Origin of the sequence: Glycomyces sp. NPDC046736 (assembly GCF_040645615.1) — a bacterium.
GTDB lineage: Bacteria > Actinomycetota > Actinomycetes > Mycobacteriales > Micromonosporaceae > Glycomyces.
This window is the reverse complement of record NZ_JBEYYO010000030.1, coordinates 1-14,564: the sequence shown is the minus strand read 5'-3', so window position 1 is coordinate 14,564 and position 14,564 is coordinate 1. Positions and strand designations below refer to the sequence as shown.

The 14,564-nt window shown below is 68.9% G+C and carries 15 protein-coding genes; all 15 read right to left on the bottom strand.

The features are described from left to right. The gene (locus AB0B28_RS21855) at positions 1–813 is read right to left on the bottom strand and encodes an ABC-2 family transporter protein (RefSeq protein ID WP_360124570.1); all 813 of its coding nucleotides are present in this window, start codon (positions 811–813) and stop codon (positions 1–3) included. Beyond that, entirely contained in the window at positions 806–1,600 is a 795-nt protein-coding gene (locus tag AB0B28_RS21850) for an ABC-2 family transporter protein (RefSeq protein WP_360124567.1), read from the bottom strand. Before AB0B28_RS21850 ends, AB0B28_RS21855 begins: the two co-directional genes overlap by 8 nt. 37 nt (positions 1,601–1,637) lie before the next feature. Beyond that, positions 1,638–2,636, bottom strand: coding sequence for an ATP-binding cassette domain-containing protein (locus AB0B28_RS21845; RefSeq protein ID WP_360124564.1), 999 nt, complete (start codon positions 2,634–2,636; stop codon positions 1,638–1,640). 260 nt (positions 2,637–2,896) lie between these two features. Beyond that, the gene (locus AB0B28_RS21840) at positions 2,897–3,292 is read right to left on the bottom strand and encodes a DUF393 domain-containing protein (RefSeq protein WP_360124561.1); all 396 of its coding nucleotides are present in this window, start codon (positions 3,290–3,292) and stop codon (positions 2,897–2,899) included. Between the two features lie 4 nt (positions 3,293–3,296). Beyond that, complete coding sequence (locus AB0B28_RS21835; RefSeq protein ID WP_360124558.1) at positions 3,297–4,124, bottom strand: shikimate dehydrogenase; 828 nt, start codon at positions 4,122–4,124, stop codon at positions 3,297–3,299. Beyond that, positions 4,124–5,398, bottom strand: a complete 1,275-nt coding sequence (locus AB0B28_RS21830) for an endolytic transglycosylase MltG (RefSeq protein ID WP_360124555.1) — start codon at positions 5,396–5,398, stop codon at positions 4,124–4,126. The genes AB0B28_RS21835 and AB0B28_RS21830 overlap by 1 nt, the downstream gene beginning before the upstream one ends. Before the next feature lie 8 nt (positions 5,399–5,406). Further along, complete coding sequence (gene ruvX, locus AB0B28_RS21825) at positions 5,407–5,889, bottom strand: Holliday junction resolvase RuvX (RefSeq protein WP_360124552.1); 483 nt, start codon at positions 5,887–5,889, stop codon at positions 5,407–5,409. Then, positions 5,890–8,571 (bottom strand): alanine--tRNA ligase, encoded by a 2,682-nt coding sequence (alaS, locus tag AB0B28_RS21820; protein ID WP_360124549.1) that lies wholly within the window; start codon positions 8,569–8,571, stop codon positions 5,890–5,892. Between the two features lie 19 nt (positions 8,572–8,590). Further along, positions 8,591–8,890 carry a hypothetical protein gene (locus AB0B28_RS21815; protein WP_360124547.1) on the bottom strand — a complete coding sequence of 100 codons (300 nt, stop codon included), beginning with the start codon at positions 8,888–8,890 and terminating at the stop codon, positions 8,591–8,593. A gap of 50 nt (positions 8,891–8,940) precedes the next feature. Continuing rightward, a complete protein-coding gene (locus tag AB0B28_RS21810) occupies positions 8,941–9,450 on the bottom strand; it encodes a DUF948 domain-containing protein (RefSeq protein ID WP_360124544.1) in 510 nt (169 codons plus the stop codon). Positions 9,451–9,600: 150 nt separating this feature from the next. Then, the gene (locus AB0B28_RS21805; RefSeq protein WP_360124542.1) at positions 9,601–10,170 is read right to left on the bottom strand and encodes a hypothetical protein; all 570 of its coding nucleotides are present in this window, start codon (positions 10,168–10,170) and stop codon (positions 9,601–9,603) included. Next, the gene (locus AB0B28_RS21800; protein ID WP_360124629.1) at positions 10,160–11,542 is read right to left on the bottom strand and encodes a replication-associated recombination protein A; all 1,383 of its coding nucleotides are present in this window, start codon (positions 11,540–11,542) and stop codon (positions 10,160–10,162) included. The genes AB0B28_RS21805 and AB0B28_RS21800 overlap by 11 nt, the downstream gene beginning before the upstream one ends. A 129-nt stretch (positions 11,543–11,671) precedes the next feature. Further along, positions 11,672–12,532 (bottom strand): hypothetical protein, encoded by an 861-nt coding sequence (locus AB0B28_RS21795; protein ID WP_360124539.1) that lies wholly within the window; start codon positions 12,530–12,532, stop codon positions 11,672–11,674. Between the two features lie 144 nt (positions 12,533–12,676). Then, a complete protein-coding gene (locus AB0B28_RS21790; RefSeq protein ID WP_360124536.1) occupies positions 12,677–14,032 on the bottom strand; it encodes a protein kinase in 1,356 nt (451 codons plus the stop codon). Positions 14,033–14,209: 177 nt separating this feature from the next. Beyond that, a partial coding sequence (locus AB0B28_RS21785; protein WP_360124533.1) for an amino acid--tRNA ligase-related protein occupies positions 14,210–14,564 on the bottom strand: 355 nt, incomplete at its 5' end.

Below are 14,564 nucleotides of genomic sequence, written 5' to 3'. Positions count from 1 at the left end.
TCAGTGTCCCGAGGAGTCGTAGGAGCGCAGGCCGAGGCGGTAGACGCCGACGGCCCCGAAGAGCGCCGCGGCCGAGGCCAGCGGGGTGCCGATGAGCCACCAGGGGCCGATCTGGCCGGTGAGGACGGCGACGGGCACGAAGTTGACGAAGGCCACCGGGATCACGAAGTAGGTCACGGCTTTGACCGCGACCGGGAACAGCGCCAGAGGCATCCGCATGGCGTTGCTCTGGAGGTCGACGAACATGAACGCGAAGTTCGACATCGGGCCTTTGATCCAGAAGTTGACCGCGCAGAAGATCGTCATGAGCGCGCATTCGAGGACGCATGCGCACACGAGCGCCAGGAGCGCGATCGGCAGCGCGGCGAGGCCGAAGCCGCCGCCGACCCAGGCGTAGCCGATCATGACCAGCCCGAAGGTCACTTCGCCGAAGCCCTGCATGCCGATGTGGGTGGTGGCGATCTGGACCACGACGGGCGCGGGGCGGGTGATGCGGTAGTCGATGTCGCCTTTGAGGACCATCTGGCCGGTGCTCCAGACGCCGTCGCACAGCAGGGCGGTGGAGCCGACCGAGACGGTGAGGAGCCCTGAGAGCAGGAGCATCTCGTGGTAGGTCCAGCCGGCGACGTCGGGGACGGTGGCGAACAGGACGCTGAGGAACGCGAACTGGAGGAAGTTCCACATCGCGCCTGAGGAGGCCATGACCCAGAAGTCGGCCGGGTATTCGGTGATCGCGCGGATCTGGGCTTGCAGGCCGCGCCAGTAGACGCCGTTGACGTGGCGCGCGGTGAGGGTCTTCGCGGGGTCAGCCACCGTGCACCGTCACTTTCTTGACCGCGTGGTTGAAGACGAGCCGTCCGGCGAACCACAGCCCGACGGCCCAGGCCGCTTCGGCGGCGAGGAGGCCGAGCGCGCCGCGGGTGTCCACGTGGCCGAGGTAGATCGCGGCGGGCGTGGCGGTGAAGTGCGGGAACGGCAGGGCCCAGGCGATGCCTTGGAGCCAGGAGGGCATGAACGCGAGCGGGATCATCATGCCGGAGAAGAAGCTGAGGAGCGCTTCGCGCAGCCACATGATCCCGAGGTAGCGCTTGGTCCAGAAGCACACCAGGACCGAGAGGTAGGTGATGCCGAACGCGAGCGGGAAGACCAGGAGGAAGCTCGCGGCGGTGAGGACGCCGGCGAGCGGGGTGGCCGGGCCGGGCGGGTCGAACAGGAGCCACGCGCCGACGACGCCGACGACCACCGAGGGGATCGTGGAGATCATCGAGCCGATGTACTCGGCGGCTCGGGCCCTTTGGAAGTCGACGGGTTTGGTCAGGTCGATCGCGATGTGGCCGTCGAGGATCCGGTCGGCGATGTGCCAGTCGGCCGCGCCGAAGACCACGGTCGCGGTCATGAACCCGATGATGAGGTAGGCCCGCATCGAGTCCCAGTCGTAGCCCGAGAGGGTCCCGTCGCCGATGAGGTTGTGCCACATGGCCATCGAGACGAGCATGGCGCCGCCGCCGATGACCAGGGCGATGGCCCACTGGGTCTTGTAGGCGAGGCGGCGTTTGAACGAGAGGGTCGCGAACGCGCGGTCCACGGCGAACTGCGTCACTGGAGTACCTCGGCATGTCGTTGCCGCGCAGGAAGGTTCACTTGGTGAGCTCTCCGGCGTAGAGGCGGCGGATGACGTCTTCGATGCTCGGCTCGCTCAAGGAGAGGTCGCGCGGGGCGAGCTGGCCGGTGAGGCCGCCGAGGACTTCGGCGGTGGTGAACCGCGAGGACTCGTAGGTCACGGTGACCTCGCTCGCGGCTTCGCCCGCGGCCCATTCGTACTCGGGGAACTTCTCGGCCAGGGCGGGGACGTCGGCGGGGCCGTCGAGGACCAGGTTCACGGCCTTGGTCGTGATGTAGTGGGCCTTGAGCTCGCGGATCGGGCCGTCGTAGGCGATGACGCCCTTGTCGATGACCACGATGCGTTCGCAGACCTCCTCGATGTCGGCCAGGTCGTGGCTGGTCAGCAGCAGCGTGGTGCCGCCCTCGACCAGTTCGCGCAGGAACGCGCGGAGGCGGTCCTTGACCGAGATGTCGAGGCCGATCGTGGGCTCGTCGAGATAGACGATCTTCGGCGAGTGGATGAGCGCGCAGGCCAGGTCGGCGCGCATGCGCTGGCCCAGGGACAGGGTGCGGGCCAGCGCGGGCATGAACTCGTTCAGGTCCAGGAGGTCGTCGAACATGGCGATGCGGCGCCGATAGTCGCTGTCGGAGACGCCGTACATGTGCTTGAGGAGTTTGAGGGATTCCTCGACGGGCAGGTCCCACCACAGCTGGGTGCGCTGGCCGAAGAGGACGCCGATGTCGTGGGCGTTGGCGACCCGGTCGGTGTGCGGGTCGCGGCCCATGACGCGCACGGTGCCCTCGGTGGGTTTGAGGATGCCGGTGAGGAGCTTGACGGTGGTGGACTTGCCGGCCCCGTTGGGGCCGACGTAGGCCACGGACTCGCCCGGCTCGATCGCGAGGTCGATCCCGTCGACGGCGGTGAAGTTCTTGTACTTGCGCTGCGCGAGGTGTTTGACGGCGCCCTTGAATCCAGAGGCCTTGTCGGGCCGGCGGAAGGTCTTGGTGAGGGATCGGGCTTCGAGAATCGGCATCCTTCAACGGTATGAAGATTTCGGGCCCCGAAGCCACTCCATTTCCGCCCCTCAGGACGCCGGCTCGGCCTCCTTGACGGGTTCGGCGGTCACCGTTTGCGCAGGTATCTTCTTGCGCCCCTGAAGTTTCGACCGGATCCGGCCGGGCACGCGAGGCAGACTGCGAATCACGTCACGGGGCCGGACGCCCCATCGTTGACCCATTCGAACGATTGGCAACGATGCGTCTCACTGTCCTGAGTCGGAGCGGTCGTGAAGGCTCAGGCTGCTGTGCGGCGGTTGCGTTCAGCTTGGGGGAGGGAGCAGGTTGGTGTGCCGCCCGGGAGGCGGTGGCGGTTTCGAGCTATGAGGCGGTAGACCGGCCAGGCGAGCTTGGAGACGAGCTTGGATGACAGAAGCCAGCCGAAGGGACGCCAATACCACTGCGCTCGGCGGAGCACCACTGCGATTGCGTCGGGACCGGCCCGGAGGTGGTCATCCTCAATCCACAGGACGGCTTTCTCGGCTTGGGCCTGGGTCACGCCCAGCGCGTCGAGATCGGCCCACTGCCATGGCACGACCTTCGCGGTCACTCGAACGTGCTTCTCCAGGAACTCTGCCGCCTTGGTGCAGAACGCGCAGTCCCCGTCGTACACGAACGTTTGAGCATGGCTCATACATCTATTGTTCCACGCCGGTGCCGCGCGAGGGCACGGCCGCGTAGAGGGCCTCGCGCATCGCGGCCACGGGGGCCTTGTCGATGCCGGTGAACTGGGTCCACTGGCGCACCGCCTGGGCCAGGAGCAGGGCCAGGCCGTCGAGGACCTGGACGCCTTCGCGGGCGGCGGCTGCCGCGAGCGGGGTCGGCCACGGGTCGTAGAGGATGTCGAACAGGACCGAGTCTGCGCGCCAGTCCAAGAGCAGGTCGTCGGTGGCACCCTTGGGAACCGTGGCGATGACCAGGTCGGCGCGCCCGGCCAGGACCGCTTCGTCCCAACTGGCGGCCTTGAGGCGCAGGCCGAGACGGGATGCGACGGGTTCGAGCTCGTCGATCGCCTCCCTGCGGCGGGCGTATACGGTCACGCCGCTCGCGCCGAGGGACTGGGCCGCGGCCAGCGCGCCGCGCGCCGAACCGCCCGCGCCGAGGACGGCGACCTCGTCGGCCGCAGTCAAACCGATCTCGGCGAGCGCGTCCACGATCCCGGGCGCGTCGGTGTTGTCGGCGAGGCGGCGGCCGTCCCGGAAGACGAGCGTGTTGGCCGCGCCGATCGCTTCAGCGACGGGTGTGGCCTCGTCGGCGACGGCGAGCGCGATCTCCTTGAGCGGCATGGTGAGCGAGAGACCGGCCCAGGCGTCGTCGAGCGAGTCGACGAAGCGGGCGAGCGCGGGCTCGTCGCATTCATGGCGCGTGTAGATCCAGTCGGTGAGCCCGGCAGCCGCGAAACCGGCATTGTGGATCACCGGGGAGAGCGAATGCTCGATGGGCTTGCCGAGGACCGCTGCCTTCATCACTGGATGCCGTTCTCCTCGGCGACCTTGATGTTCTCGTTGTGCTCGGCGTAGGTGTCGGCAAACAGGGCCCGGCCGTCCTTGTATGCGGTCACGAAGTACAGCCATTCACCGGCTTCGGGGTTCGCTGCGGCTTCGAGCACCACGGCGCCGGGGTTGGAGATGGCGCTGGGCAGGTATCCGGCGTTCTCCTTCGCGTTGGGCGCCCACGGGTTCTCGCCGTCCTGCATGAGCGTCTCCCAGTCGATGTTCTCGCCTGAGGTGATGGCCTCTTCGCCGTTGAGCAGGCGGCCGTAGTTCCAGATGGCCTCGCTGTGGAAGCAGTTGCACCGGATCTCGCCTCCCATGATCCAGTCGAAGTTGACCCGGTTGTACATGGTCTGGGCGATCTTGGCGTCGTCCTCGGCGATACCGGATTCGGACTGGACGATCGAGGCGACCTGAAGGGCCATCCACGGGTAGACCCGGTACTCGCCGTTGCTGGGCGGCGAGTAGTCCTGGTCGGGCATGGAGAGCGCGCTGGGGTCGAAGTCGGGGAACGGGTCGGTGATGTTCTTGATGTCGTCGAGGAAGCCGATCTCCTCGATCTTCTGGTTGAATCGCTCGATCATCGCCGACAGCATCTGAGCGGCGGTCATGGTCTCGTCGAACTCGTACGCGGACGGGAACAGGAAGCCCTCGACGGACTTGACCTGCCGTTCGGAGAAGCCCTCGAACCAGAGCGGGTCGACGCCGAGCGCTTCGGGGTCCTGCGCGGCGGCCTCGAAATCGGCGATCGGGACGCCGGTGTAGGCCGAGAGGATCTCGTAGATCTCGAAGGAGCGCTTGCCTTCGGGGATCACGACGTGGTCGAGCGTCAGGTTCGCCGGGTCGATGAGGAACGCGAGCGCCGAGGCGGCCGACATCTCCTCTTCCATGGCGTAGGAACCGGCCTGGATCTTGGTGCCGGAGTCGCCGTCCTCTTCGGAGGCCTTGACGAAGGCCTTCGCGGAGGCCACCACGCCCTCGGATTCGAGGTGGTTGGCGATGTCGGAGACGAACCAGCCGGACTGGATGGAGATGATGACCTGGTTGCCGTTGCCGTCGCCGGTGTAGTCCTCGGCGGTCAGGTAGTCCTTGACGATGTTGTTGTAGGCCCACCAGCCGCCCACGCCCAGGACGCCGAACAGGGCCACGACCAGGGTCATCGCGATCAGGGATCGGCCGGAGTCCTTGCGGCGGTGGCGCCTGGGCGCCGCGTCGCGCTCGTCCTCGGTCCTGAAATCGCCGAGCATCCTGTTCTCTACCTCCGCCGCCGGTCCAACCATTGCTGGAGGATCTCCACCGCCGCCGCCTGATCGACGATGGAGCGCTTCCGGCCGCCTTTCACGCCGCTCTCATTGAGTCTGCGGGTGGCTACGGCCGTGGTCATGCGCTCGTCGGTCAGGGTCACCGGAACGGGTGAGACGTGGTCTGCGAACCGCTGCACCCAAGCTCGGGTGTGCGCTGCCGCAGGCCCCTCCTCACCCGAAAGAGTAACGGGTAGACCGACGACGATCTCGACCACGTCGTATTCGCGCGCCGTTTCGGCGATTTCGCGAATATCGGAGGGAATGTCCTGACCAGAGGTCCGCATGTCGCGACGTACCGTCGCGACCGGAGTCGCCAGGAGACCGTCCGGATCGCACACCGCGACCCCGATGCGGGCCTTGCCGAGGTCGATGCCGAGACGACGGCCCCGCGTCCACTCAGGGGTGGGCGCGGGGCCGGGCGTTGCGTCTTCCATCTACGCGGCGATCGCGGCCACGACCGCGTCGAGCAGCTGCGGGGCCTGGTCGGCGGGGACGCCGCCGCCCTGGGCGATCTCGTCGTTGCCGCCGCCCTTGCCCGACAGCGCGGCCTTGACCAGCGCCTGCGCCGAGACGTGCTGGGCCTTCGCGGCCGCGTTGACCGCGACCACGATGCTGGCCTTGCCGCCCGCGGTGGCGACCACCGCGGCCACGCCCGGTTCGGCATCGCTCAGGTGCCCGCGGATCTGGGTGGCGAGGTTGCGGACGTCGCCGCCCTTGGTGCCTTCGGGGGCCTGCACGGCCGCGACCTTGACGGCCCCGACCTGCTTCGCGTTGTTCGCGAACTCCACGGCACGGCCGGAGACGGCCTTGGCCTGGAGGGTCGCGAGCTCGCGTTCGGCGTCCTTGGAGCGCTGGAGGATCGCCCTCACGCGTTCGAGCACGTCGCCGCGCTGCGCGCCGATCTCGTCGGCGATCTGCGAGACGAGGTCCCGCTCACGGGCGAGGTAGCGGTAGGCCTCCATGCCGGTCGCGGCCTCGACGCGGCGCTGGCCCGAGCCGACCGAGGACTCGCCGGTGAGGACGAGCGGGCCGATCTGGGCCGAGTGCGACACGTGCGTGCCGCCGCAGAGCTCGCGCGACCAGGGGCCGCCGATCTCGACCACGCGCACGGTCTCGTCGTAGGTCTCGCCGAACAGCGCGATCGCGCCGAACTCCTTGGCCTCGGGCAGCGTCATGTGCTTGACGGCGACCGGGAGGTCGTCGCGCACGGCTCGGTTGGCGACCTCTTCGATCTCGCTGCGGGACTCATCGGACAGCTTGGAACGCCACGAGAAGTCCAGGCGCAGGTAGCCGGGCCGGTTGAACGAACCGGACTGGAGCGCCGAGGGGCCGAGCACCTCGCGCAGGGCCGCGTGGACCACGTGGGTCCCCGAGTGGGCCTGGCGGGCGCCCAGGCGCCATTCGGGGTCGACCGAGGCCTCGACCTTCTCGTCAAGGACCAGTTCGCCTTCGAGGACGCGGACCTTGTGGACCACGAGCTTCTTGACCGGGCGCTGCACGTCGAGGACCTCGGCGAACAGGCTCGGGCCGACGAGCTTGCCGGCGTCGGCGTGCTGGCCGCCGGACTCGGCGTAGAACGGGGTCCGGTCGAGCACGACCTCCACGATCTGCCCGGCCTTCGCCACCGGGATCGACTGGCCCTCGGAGAGCAGGCCGATCACGCGGGACTCGGTTTCGAGCGTCTCGTAGGCCTTCCAGTCGGTGGGGCCCTGCTCCTGGAGGAGCTGCCAGTACGCCGACAGGTCGGCGTGGCCGGTCTTGCGGGCGGCCGCGTCGGCCTTCGCGCGGCGACGCTGCTCGGCCATGAGCTGGCGGAAGCCGTCCTGGTCGACCGAGAGGCCCTGCTCCTCGGCCATCTCCAGAGTCAGGTCGATCGGGAAGCCGTACGTGTCGTGCAGCTCGAACGCCTTGGAGCCGGAGAGGGTCTTGCCGCCTTCGGTCTTGGTCTCGGTGACGGCCACGTCGAGGATCGTGGTGCCGTGCTTGAGGGTCTTCAGGAACGCCTCTTCCTCGCCGTAGGCGTAGGAGGAGATCCGGTCGAAGTCGGTGCGCAGTTCCGGATAGGCCGTCGCCATGCGGTCCAAGGCGACCGGCAGGAGCTCGGGCATCGCCGGCTTGTCGTAGCCGAGGAGGCGCACCGAGCGGATCGCGCGGCGCATGATGCGGCGCAGCACGTAGCCGCGGCCCTCGTTGGAGGGCACCACGCCGTCGCCGATGAGCATCAGGCTGGAGCGCACGTGGTCGGCGATGATGCGGAAGCGCACGTCGTCGGGGTGGGACTCCGAGGCGGTCTGCGAGGTCGAGAGGCCGTAGCGCTTCCCGGTCAGCTCGGCGGCCTTGTCGATGATGGGGCGGACCTGGTCGGTCTCGTACATGTTGTCGACGCCCTGGAGCAGGGCGGCCATGCGCTCCAGGCCCATGCCGGTGTCGATGTTCTTCTTCGGCAGGTCGCCGAGGATCGGGTAGTCCTCCTTGCCCGAGCCCTCACCGCGGATGTTCTGCATGAACACGAGGTTCCAGAACTCCAGGTAGCGGTCCTCGTCGACCTCGGGTCCGCCTTCGGGGCCGTACGCGGGACCGCGGTCGTAGTACAGCTCCGAGCAGGGGCCGCACGGGCCGGGAATGCCCATCGACCACAGGTTGTCGGCCTTGCCGCGGCGCACGATGCGGTCGAGCGGGAGCCCGATCTGCTTGTGCCAGATGTCGATCGCCTCGTCGTCGTCGAGGTAGACCGTGGCCCACACGCGGTCGCCGTCCAGGCCCAGGCCGCCGGACTCGACCGAGCCGGTCGTCAGGTCCCAGGCGTAGCGGATCGCCTGCTCCTTGAAGTAGTCCCCGAAGGAGAAGTTGCCGTTCATCTGGAAGAACGTGCCGTGGCGCGAGGTCTTGCCGACCTCGTCGATGTCAGGGGTGCGCAGACACTTCTGCACCGACGCCGCCCGGTCCCACTGCGGCTTGGCCTGCCCCAGGAAATACGGCACGAACTGGACCATGCCGGCGTTGATGAACAGCAGGTTCGGGTCCTCGATCGCCGGCAGCGGTGCGCTGGGGACCACCGTATGGCCATTGGACTCGAAGAACTTCAGAAACCGGCGTTGGATCTCAGCGGTCTCCATGGGGCACCTCCTTCAAGGTCTAGTACTGCCGGCCGCGCGCGGCCTGGTCTTCAAGGTCGTGATCGTCGTCGTCGCTCAGCAGCGGGGAGATGTCCTCGCCGCGCTCGATCGCGTCGAACAGCTCGGCCTCCTTGGCCTGCTTGGCCTCGGAGACGTCCGCCCAGAACGCCTGGAACGACGCCCTCATTCCAGCACCGGCCTCGCCCACTCGCTCGGCGACCCCGCCGGGAGTGACCGACTCCGCGGCCTTGGTGAGCTTGCGGACGACCACGACGCCGACGACCACGCCGATGCCGACCCAGATGATTCGTTTTACCACGGGATTCCCTGTCTCGATCCTGGCCGATGCGCCGCACCGGCGCCAGTCGATTACTTGGCGGCCTTGCGGCGGGCCTTCGCGGCGCGCTTGGCCTCGCGCTTGGTCTGGCGGGAGGCCTCGACCATGCGGCGGACCTGCTGCTCGTCGACGTCCTGATTGCGCCGCTTGACGGCCGAGCGCAGGCCGAAGCCGAACGCGGCGGCCTTCACCAGCGGCGAACCGACGGCCGAGACCACCAGGTTCGTCACGTTCGCGACGTTCGAGGAGACGTGCGCGGCGTTCGCGGTGATCGTGGAGACCTTCTCCAGCTCGCCTTCGACCTGCACCAGGGAGGCGTTCACGTTGTCGAGCGTGGCGTTCGCGTTGCGCAGGATCGGGCCGATCTCGTGGTCGACCTTGTCGAGCACGCTGTTGACGCGGGTGATCGTGCCGGAGAGCTTGCGCAGCAGACCCGCTGCGAGCCATAGGGAGACGATGAAGATCGCGACCGCGACTATCAGGAGGGCGACTTCCCACAGGCCCACGTTCGTGAACTCCACTGCCAACGTCTCGCCTGGCACAGCTCTTCCCCCTCGATGAAGCATTGGCCGACCGGTGCGGCTGAAGATGATCCGATGCTCGCGTCAGAGCGACGCAGCAACGACCTTACCTTGCTGGACCGGACATCCGGCGCAACGGGGCGCGTCGCTCCACAGTCCAGTCACCACCCGTCAGCCGGCCTCGGCGAACGCGCGGCGCTCCTCGGCCAGGCGCGGCAGCGCCGCCTGGGACGCGACCACGGCCGTGACCTCCGCACCGACGCACAGTTCATAGCGGTCGTCGCATTCGACCGGGACCACCCACAGTTCGAGGTACAGCTCGTCACGCACATAGCAGCCCTCTTCGCCCGCGCCCCCGACGCACAGGTCGGGATCGGCCTCGGTCCAACCGGCTTCGAGCGCCGCCTGCCAGAACTCGCGGGACGTGTCCTCGACCGTGCCCTCCGAAGTCCAGGTGCGCATCCGGACCCGGCACTCCCCCAGGCACCAGCGGCTCCCGTAGGTCTCGTCCGAGACCGTCACCGCGGCCCAGCCGGGCACCGACAGTTCGTCGGCGGCGCGCCTGGTGGGGTCGACGGTGACCGCGTGGCCGAACCACAGCATCCCGGCCACCAGCACGATCGCCGCGACCGCGACCGCGACCACCGTCAGGCGCAGGCGCTCGATCCGCGTCCCGGTGTCCTCCAGGAACGAGGCCAGCCGGCTTGCGGCGCTGTCACGACCCGGCGGCTCAGCCGTCATCGGAGCCCTGCTCGCGGCCCGAGCGCACGATCCGGCGCAGCTTCTCCAACCGGTCGGCGATCTCGGCCTCGCGGCCGTGGCGGGTCGGGCGGTAGTAGTCGCGCCCGGCGACCACGTCCGGCGCGTACCGCTGCGGCACCACGCCCCTCGGGTCGTCGTGCGGGTAGACATAGGCCTTGCCGTGGCCGAGCGAACCGGCGCCCTTGTAGTGGGCGTCGCGCAGGTCCGGCGGGACCGGGCCGATCTTCCCTTGGCGCACATCGCCGATGGCCTCGTCGATCGCGGTGATGACCGCGTTCGACTTCGGGGCCGTGGCCAGATGGGCCACCGCCTGCGCGAGATTGATCCGGGCCTCGGGCATCCCGATGCGCTCGACGGCGGTGGCGGCGGCGGTCGCGGTCTGGAGCGCCGTCGGATCGGCCATCCCGACGTCCTCGGACGCGAAGATCACGAGGCGGCGGGCGATGAACCGCGGGTCCTCCCCCGCCACGACCATGCGCGCCAGGTAGTGCATCGCGGCGTCGACGTCGGAGCCGCGCAGGCTCTTGATGAACGCGCTGGCCACGTCGTAGTGGCCGTCCCCGTCGCGGTCGTAGCGCACGGCGGCGGTGTCGATCGCGGCCTCGACCACGGCCACGGTGATCTCGTCGCCGTCGGCCACGGAGAGGGCGGCGGCTTCGAGCGCGGTGAGGGCCTTGCGGGCGTCCCCGGCGGCGGTGCGGACGAGGTGTTCGCGGGCCTCGGGGGCGAGGGTGACCGCGCCGTCGAGGCCGCGCTCGTCGGCCACGGCGCGGTCGACCAGTTCGCCGATGTCGGTGGCGTCGAGTTCGCGGAGCGTGAGGAGCACGCAGCGGCTGACCAGCGGGGCGACCACGGAGAAGTAGGGGTTCTCGGTGGTGGCGGCCAAGAGCGTGATCGTGCGGTCCTCGACCGCGCCGAGCAGCGAGTCCTGCTGGGTCTTGGTGAAGCGGTGGACCTCGTCGATGAACAGGATCGTCTGCGGGCCGCCGGTGCGACGCACCCGGCGGGCCTCGTCGATCGCGGCGCGCACGTCCTTGACGCCGGAGTTGAGCGCCGACATGGCCCGGAAGCGCCGGTCGCCGGACTGGGCCACCAGGTGCGCGATGGTGGTCTTGCCCGAACCCGGTGGGCCCCAGAGGATCACCGAGAGCGGCTGGCGGCCCTCGACCACCTGGCGCAGCGGGGAGCCGGGGCCGAGAAGGTGGTCTTGGCCCACGAGCTCGTCCAGGGTGCGCGGGCGCATGCGGACGGCGAGCGGCTCGTCGCCGGTGGCGGTCCCCGTGCCGAGGATCCCCGAGGAGCGCTCCGGCTCGGCGGGACCGGCGATCTCAAACAGGCCTGGTGTGTCCATCTCGCCTTCAGGGTAGGCCATCGGCGTGAGCCGATCGCGCATCAGCGGTCGAGGCGGGGCCTGGAGTACACGGCGACGGCCGCCGCCCACAGGGGCGGCGGCCGTGAGAAGTTCGGTCGGAAGCTCGGGTTAGAAGCCGGAGCCGCCCAGGAACGAGTCGAAGTCGTGGAGGTTGTCGCTGGCCGGGGCCGCGATGTCGTAGTCGCCGCCGGTCTCGACCACGGTGCTGGTCATCTCCATGGTCATGCCTTCGGTCTCGGGGAGGGCCATGACCATGGACTCCAGGAGGCCGTTCTCGTCGAGGGTGACCGTGACCTGGATGTCCTCCGTCTCGGCGGCGGTGGCGCCGGAGGCCTCGTTGAACTGCTTCATGGCCTCGGAGTCGGCGCTGAGGGTGCCGGTGAAGGTGTTGTCGCCGGTCTTCTCGACGTTCTCCAGGCTCTTGAGCATGAGCTCGGTCTGGGAGGCGAGGTCGACGCTGCCGATCTGCTCGTAGATCTCGGCGAGGTCGGAGGCGCCCATGTCCATCGTGAACCAGGCGTCGGCGCCGTACTCCTCGGTCATGGCGTCGAACATGCCACCGCTGAACTGGAAGTACGCGGTGCCGTCGACCAGGATGGTCTCGGTGTGCATGTCGCCGAAGAGGGCGGCCATGCTCGGGTCGATCTCCTCGCCGGAGGCTTCGAGGATGGCGCTCATGGACATGTCCATGACGGCGCGGGCGTTCTCGCCCTCGACCTCGGTGGTCATGACCATGAAGTCGAGGCCGTCGACCGTCACACTGGAGTCCATCTTGTACGAATCCTCGTCGAGGCCCTGGTAGGCGGCCGCGACGGCCTCCTGGGGGCTCAACTGCGTGGCGGCCTGGTTGCCGTCGTTGCCGCCGGTGGTCTCCTTGGCGGGCTCCTCGGAGCTACAGGCGACGAGGCCGAGGCCCAACGCGGGGACGGCGAGCGCGCCGATCAGGCGGGTGGCGGTGCGGGAGGTCATCAGGGTTGCTCCTGGGGTCTCGGGGAACTGGTTTCCTGATTTCGAGCTTAAGGGACGGCCGCCACGCGGTGGGGTACCGAGGTGTTCACATGTCGCGATTGTTACCAGGTCGATAGCGGGCGTTCGTTTTTCGACGGACCTGACTCAACCGTCGTTGCCACCGCCGCCACCGGGGTCGGTCTCGGTTCCGGTGTCGGTGGGCTCAGGCTCCGTGTCAGGCGTGGAGGGATCGGGCTCACTATCCGACGAGGTTTCGGGCTCAGTGGGTGTTTCACTCTCCGAAGGGGACTCGCTCGGGGTCTCCGAGGTCTCCTCCTGCGTCGTTGGCGTCCATTCCCGAGTGGTCTCTTCCTCGGTGGTGACCTCTTCGGACGTCGGGGCTTCGCTCGGCGTGGTCGGCTCGGCCTCTGAGGTGGTGGTCTTGTCCTCGATCTCGCCGCCCGGGTTGTTCCAGGGCGCCCAGATGAGAATGCCGATGAGGATGAGCGCGGCGACCACTGCGGAGGTGATGATCCACGGCGCGGCGCTCTTCTTCTGCTCCTCGTCGGCGAGCTGGCCGGTGGGCTGGGCGGCGGTGTCGCCGCCGGCTCCGGCGCCGATGAGCGCGGTCGCGTCCGAGCCGAAGTACTGGGTCTGGCCGTCGGGCGGGGTGGACGCGCCGGGGATGCTGCCGGTGGTCACGCGGCCTTCGCGGGCCGAGCGGGCCATCTCGGCGGCCGAGGCGTAGCGGGCGCGCGGGTCCTTCTGGAGGGACTGGAGCACGACCTGCGCGATGCCGGGCGGGATGTCGCGCGAGAGCGGCGGCGGGGCCTGCGTCATGTGGCCGTTCATGACCGCCACAGGCGTGTCGGACACGAACGGCGGCTGGCCCATCAGGGCCTCGTAGGCCACGATCCCCAGCGAGTAGAGGTCGCTCGCGCCGGTGAGCTCGGCGCCGTTGAGCTGCTCGGGCGAAGCGTAGGCGAGGGTGCCCATGACGGTGCCGGTCTCGGTGAGGCCGGAGGCGCCGCGGGCGGCCGAGATGCCGAAGTCGACGATCTTGGTCGTGCCGGTCTCCTCGTCGACGAGGAGGTTGGCGGGCTTGATGTCGCGGTGGATGATGTCGTGGCGGTGGGCCACTTCGAGCGCGTCGGCGGCGGTGGCCGTGATCTGCATGACCTCGGCGGGCGGGAGCGGACCGCGGTCGCGCAGGATCTCGGCGAGGGAGCGGCCCCGCACGAGCTCCATGATCAGATAGGAGATGAGGCCGTCGTCGCCGGTCTCCTCGCCGTAGTCGTAGAGCGCCACGATGCCCGGGGACTGGAGCCCTGCCACGGCGCGGGCCTCGAGCTGGAAGCGGGTGCGGAACTTGTCGCTGTTGGACAGTCCGGCGTGGAGGATCTTGACGGCGACCGTGCGGCCGAGCCGGGTGTCGGTGCCCTTCCAGACCTCGCCCATGCCGCCGGCGGCGATCCGCTCGTCCAATCGATAGCGACCCGCCACCAAGGTCCCGCTCTGCACCTCTAACCCGCTCCTCTTACTCCCGCATCCGCCGGATGTTACATATATCAGGCAGCCAAGGGCCGCGATCGCCGCCCACGGACCTGCCAGTCGGAATGGGTTGAGGGGCAACCGGGCACATGAAACAAGCGGCGGCCCGAGCCGCAGGCTCAGGCCGCCCACTACGACATCGTAGGGCTAAGGCGCTACGGGGTCGGTACCCGCTTCCTCCTCGGGAACGAAGTCGATCCCGGCCTCGGCGCGCTGCTCGGGCGTGATCGGGGTCGGGGCCGAGGTCAGCGGGTCGACGCCGCCGCCGGACTTGGGGAAGGCGATCACGTCGCGGATCGAGTCGGCCTTGGCGAGGATCGCGGTGACGCGGTCCCAGCCCAGGGCGATGCCGCCGTGCGGCGGGGCGCCGTACTTGAGGCCGTCGAGGAGGAAGCCGAACTTCTCCTGCGCGTCCTCGTGGGTCAGGCCGAGCACGTCGAAGACACGGCTCTGGACCTTGGCGTCGTGGATACGGATCGAACCGCCGCCGAGCTCGTTGCCG

Bases quoted from the DNA above. Each gene is read 5' to 3' on its own strand.
- AB0B28_RS21845 (WP_360124564.1), bottom strand. From the start codon at position 2,636: ATGCCGATTCTCGAAGCCCGATCCCTCACCAAGACCTTCCGCCGGCCC.
- AB0B28_RS21840 (WP_360124561.1), bottom strand. From the start codon at position 3,292: ATGAGCCATGCTCAAACGTTCGTGTACGACGGGGACTGCGCGTTCTGC.
- AB0B28_RS21835 (WP_360124558.1), bottom strand. From the start codon at position 4,124: ATGAAGGCAGCGGTCCTCGGCAAGCCCATCGAGCATTCGCTCTCCCCG.
- AB0B28_RS21830 (WP_360124555.1), bottom strand. From the start codon at position 5,398: ATGCTCGGCGATTTCAGGACCGAGGACGAGCGCGACGCGGCGCCCAGG.
- ruvX (WP_360124552.1), bottom strand. From the start codon at position 5,889: ATGGAAGACGCAACGCCCGGCCCCGCGCCCACCCCTGAGTGGACGCGG.
- alaS (WP_360124549.1), bottom strand. From the start codon at position 8,571: ATGGAGACCGCTGAGATCCAACGCCGGTTTCTGAAGTTCTTCGAGTCC.
- AB0B28_RS21805 (WP_360124542.1), bottom strand. From the start codon at position 10,170: ATGACGGCTGAGCCGCCGGGTCGTGACAGCGCCGCAAGCCGGCTGGCC.
- AB0B28_RS21800 (WP_360124629.1), bottom strand. From the start codon at position 11,542: ATGGACACACCAGGCCTGTTTGAGATCGCCGGTCCCGCCGAGCCGGAG.
- AB0B28_RS21795 (WP_360124539.1), bottom strand. From the start codon at position 12,532: ATGACCTCCCGCACCGCCACCCGCCTGATCGGCGCGCTCGCCGTCCCC.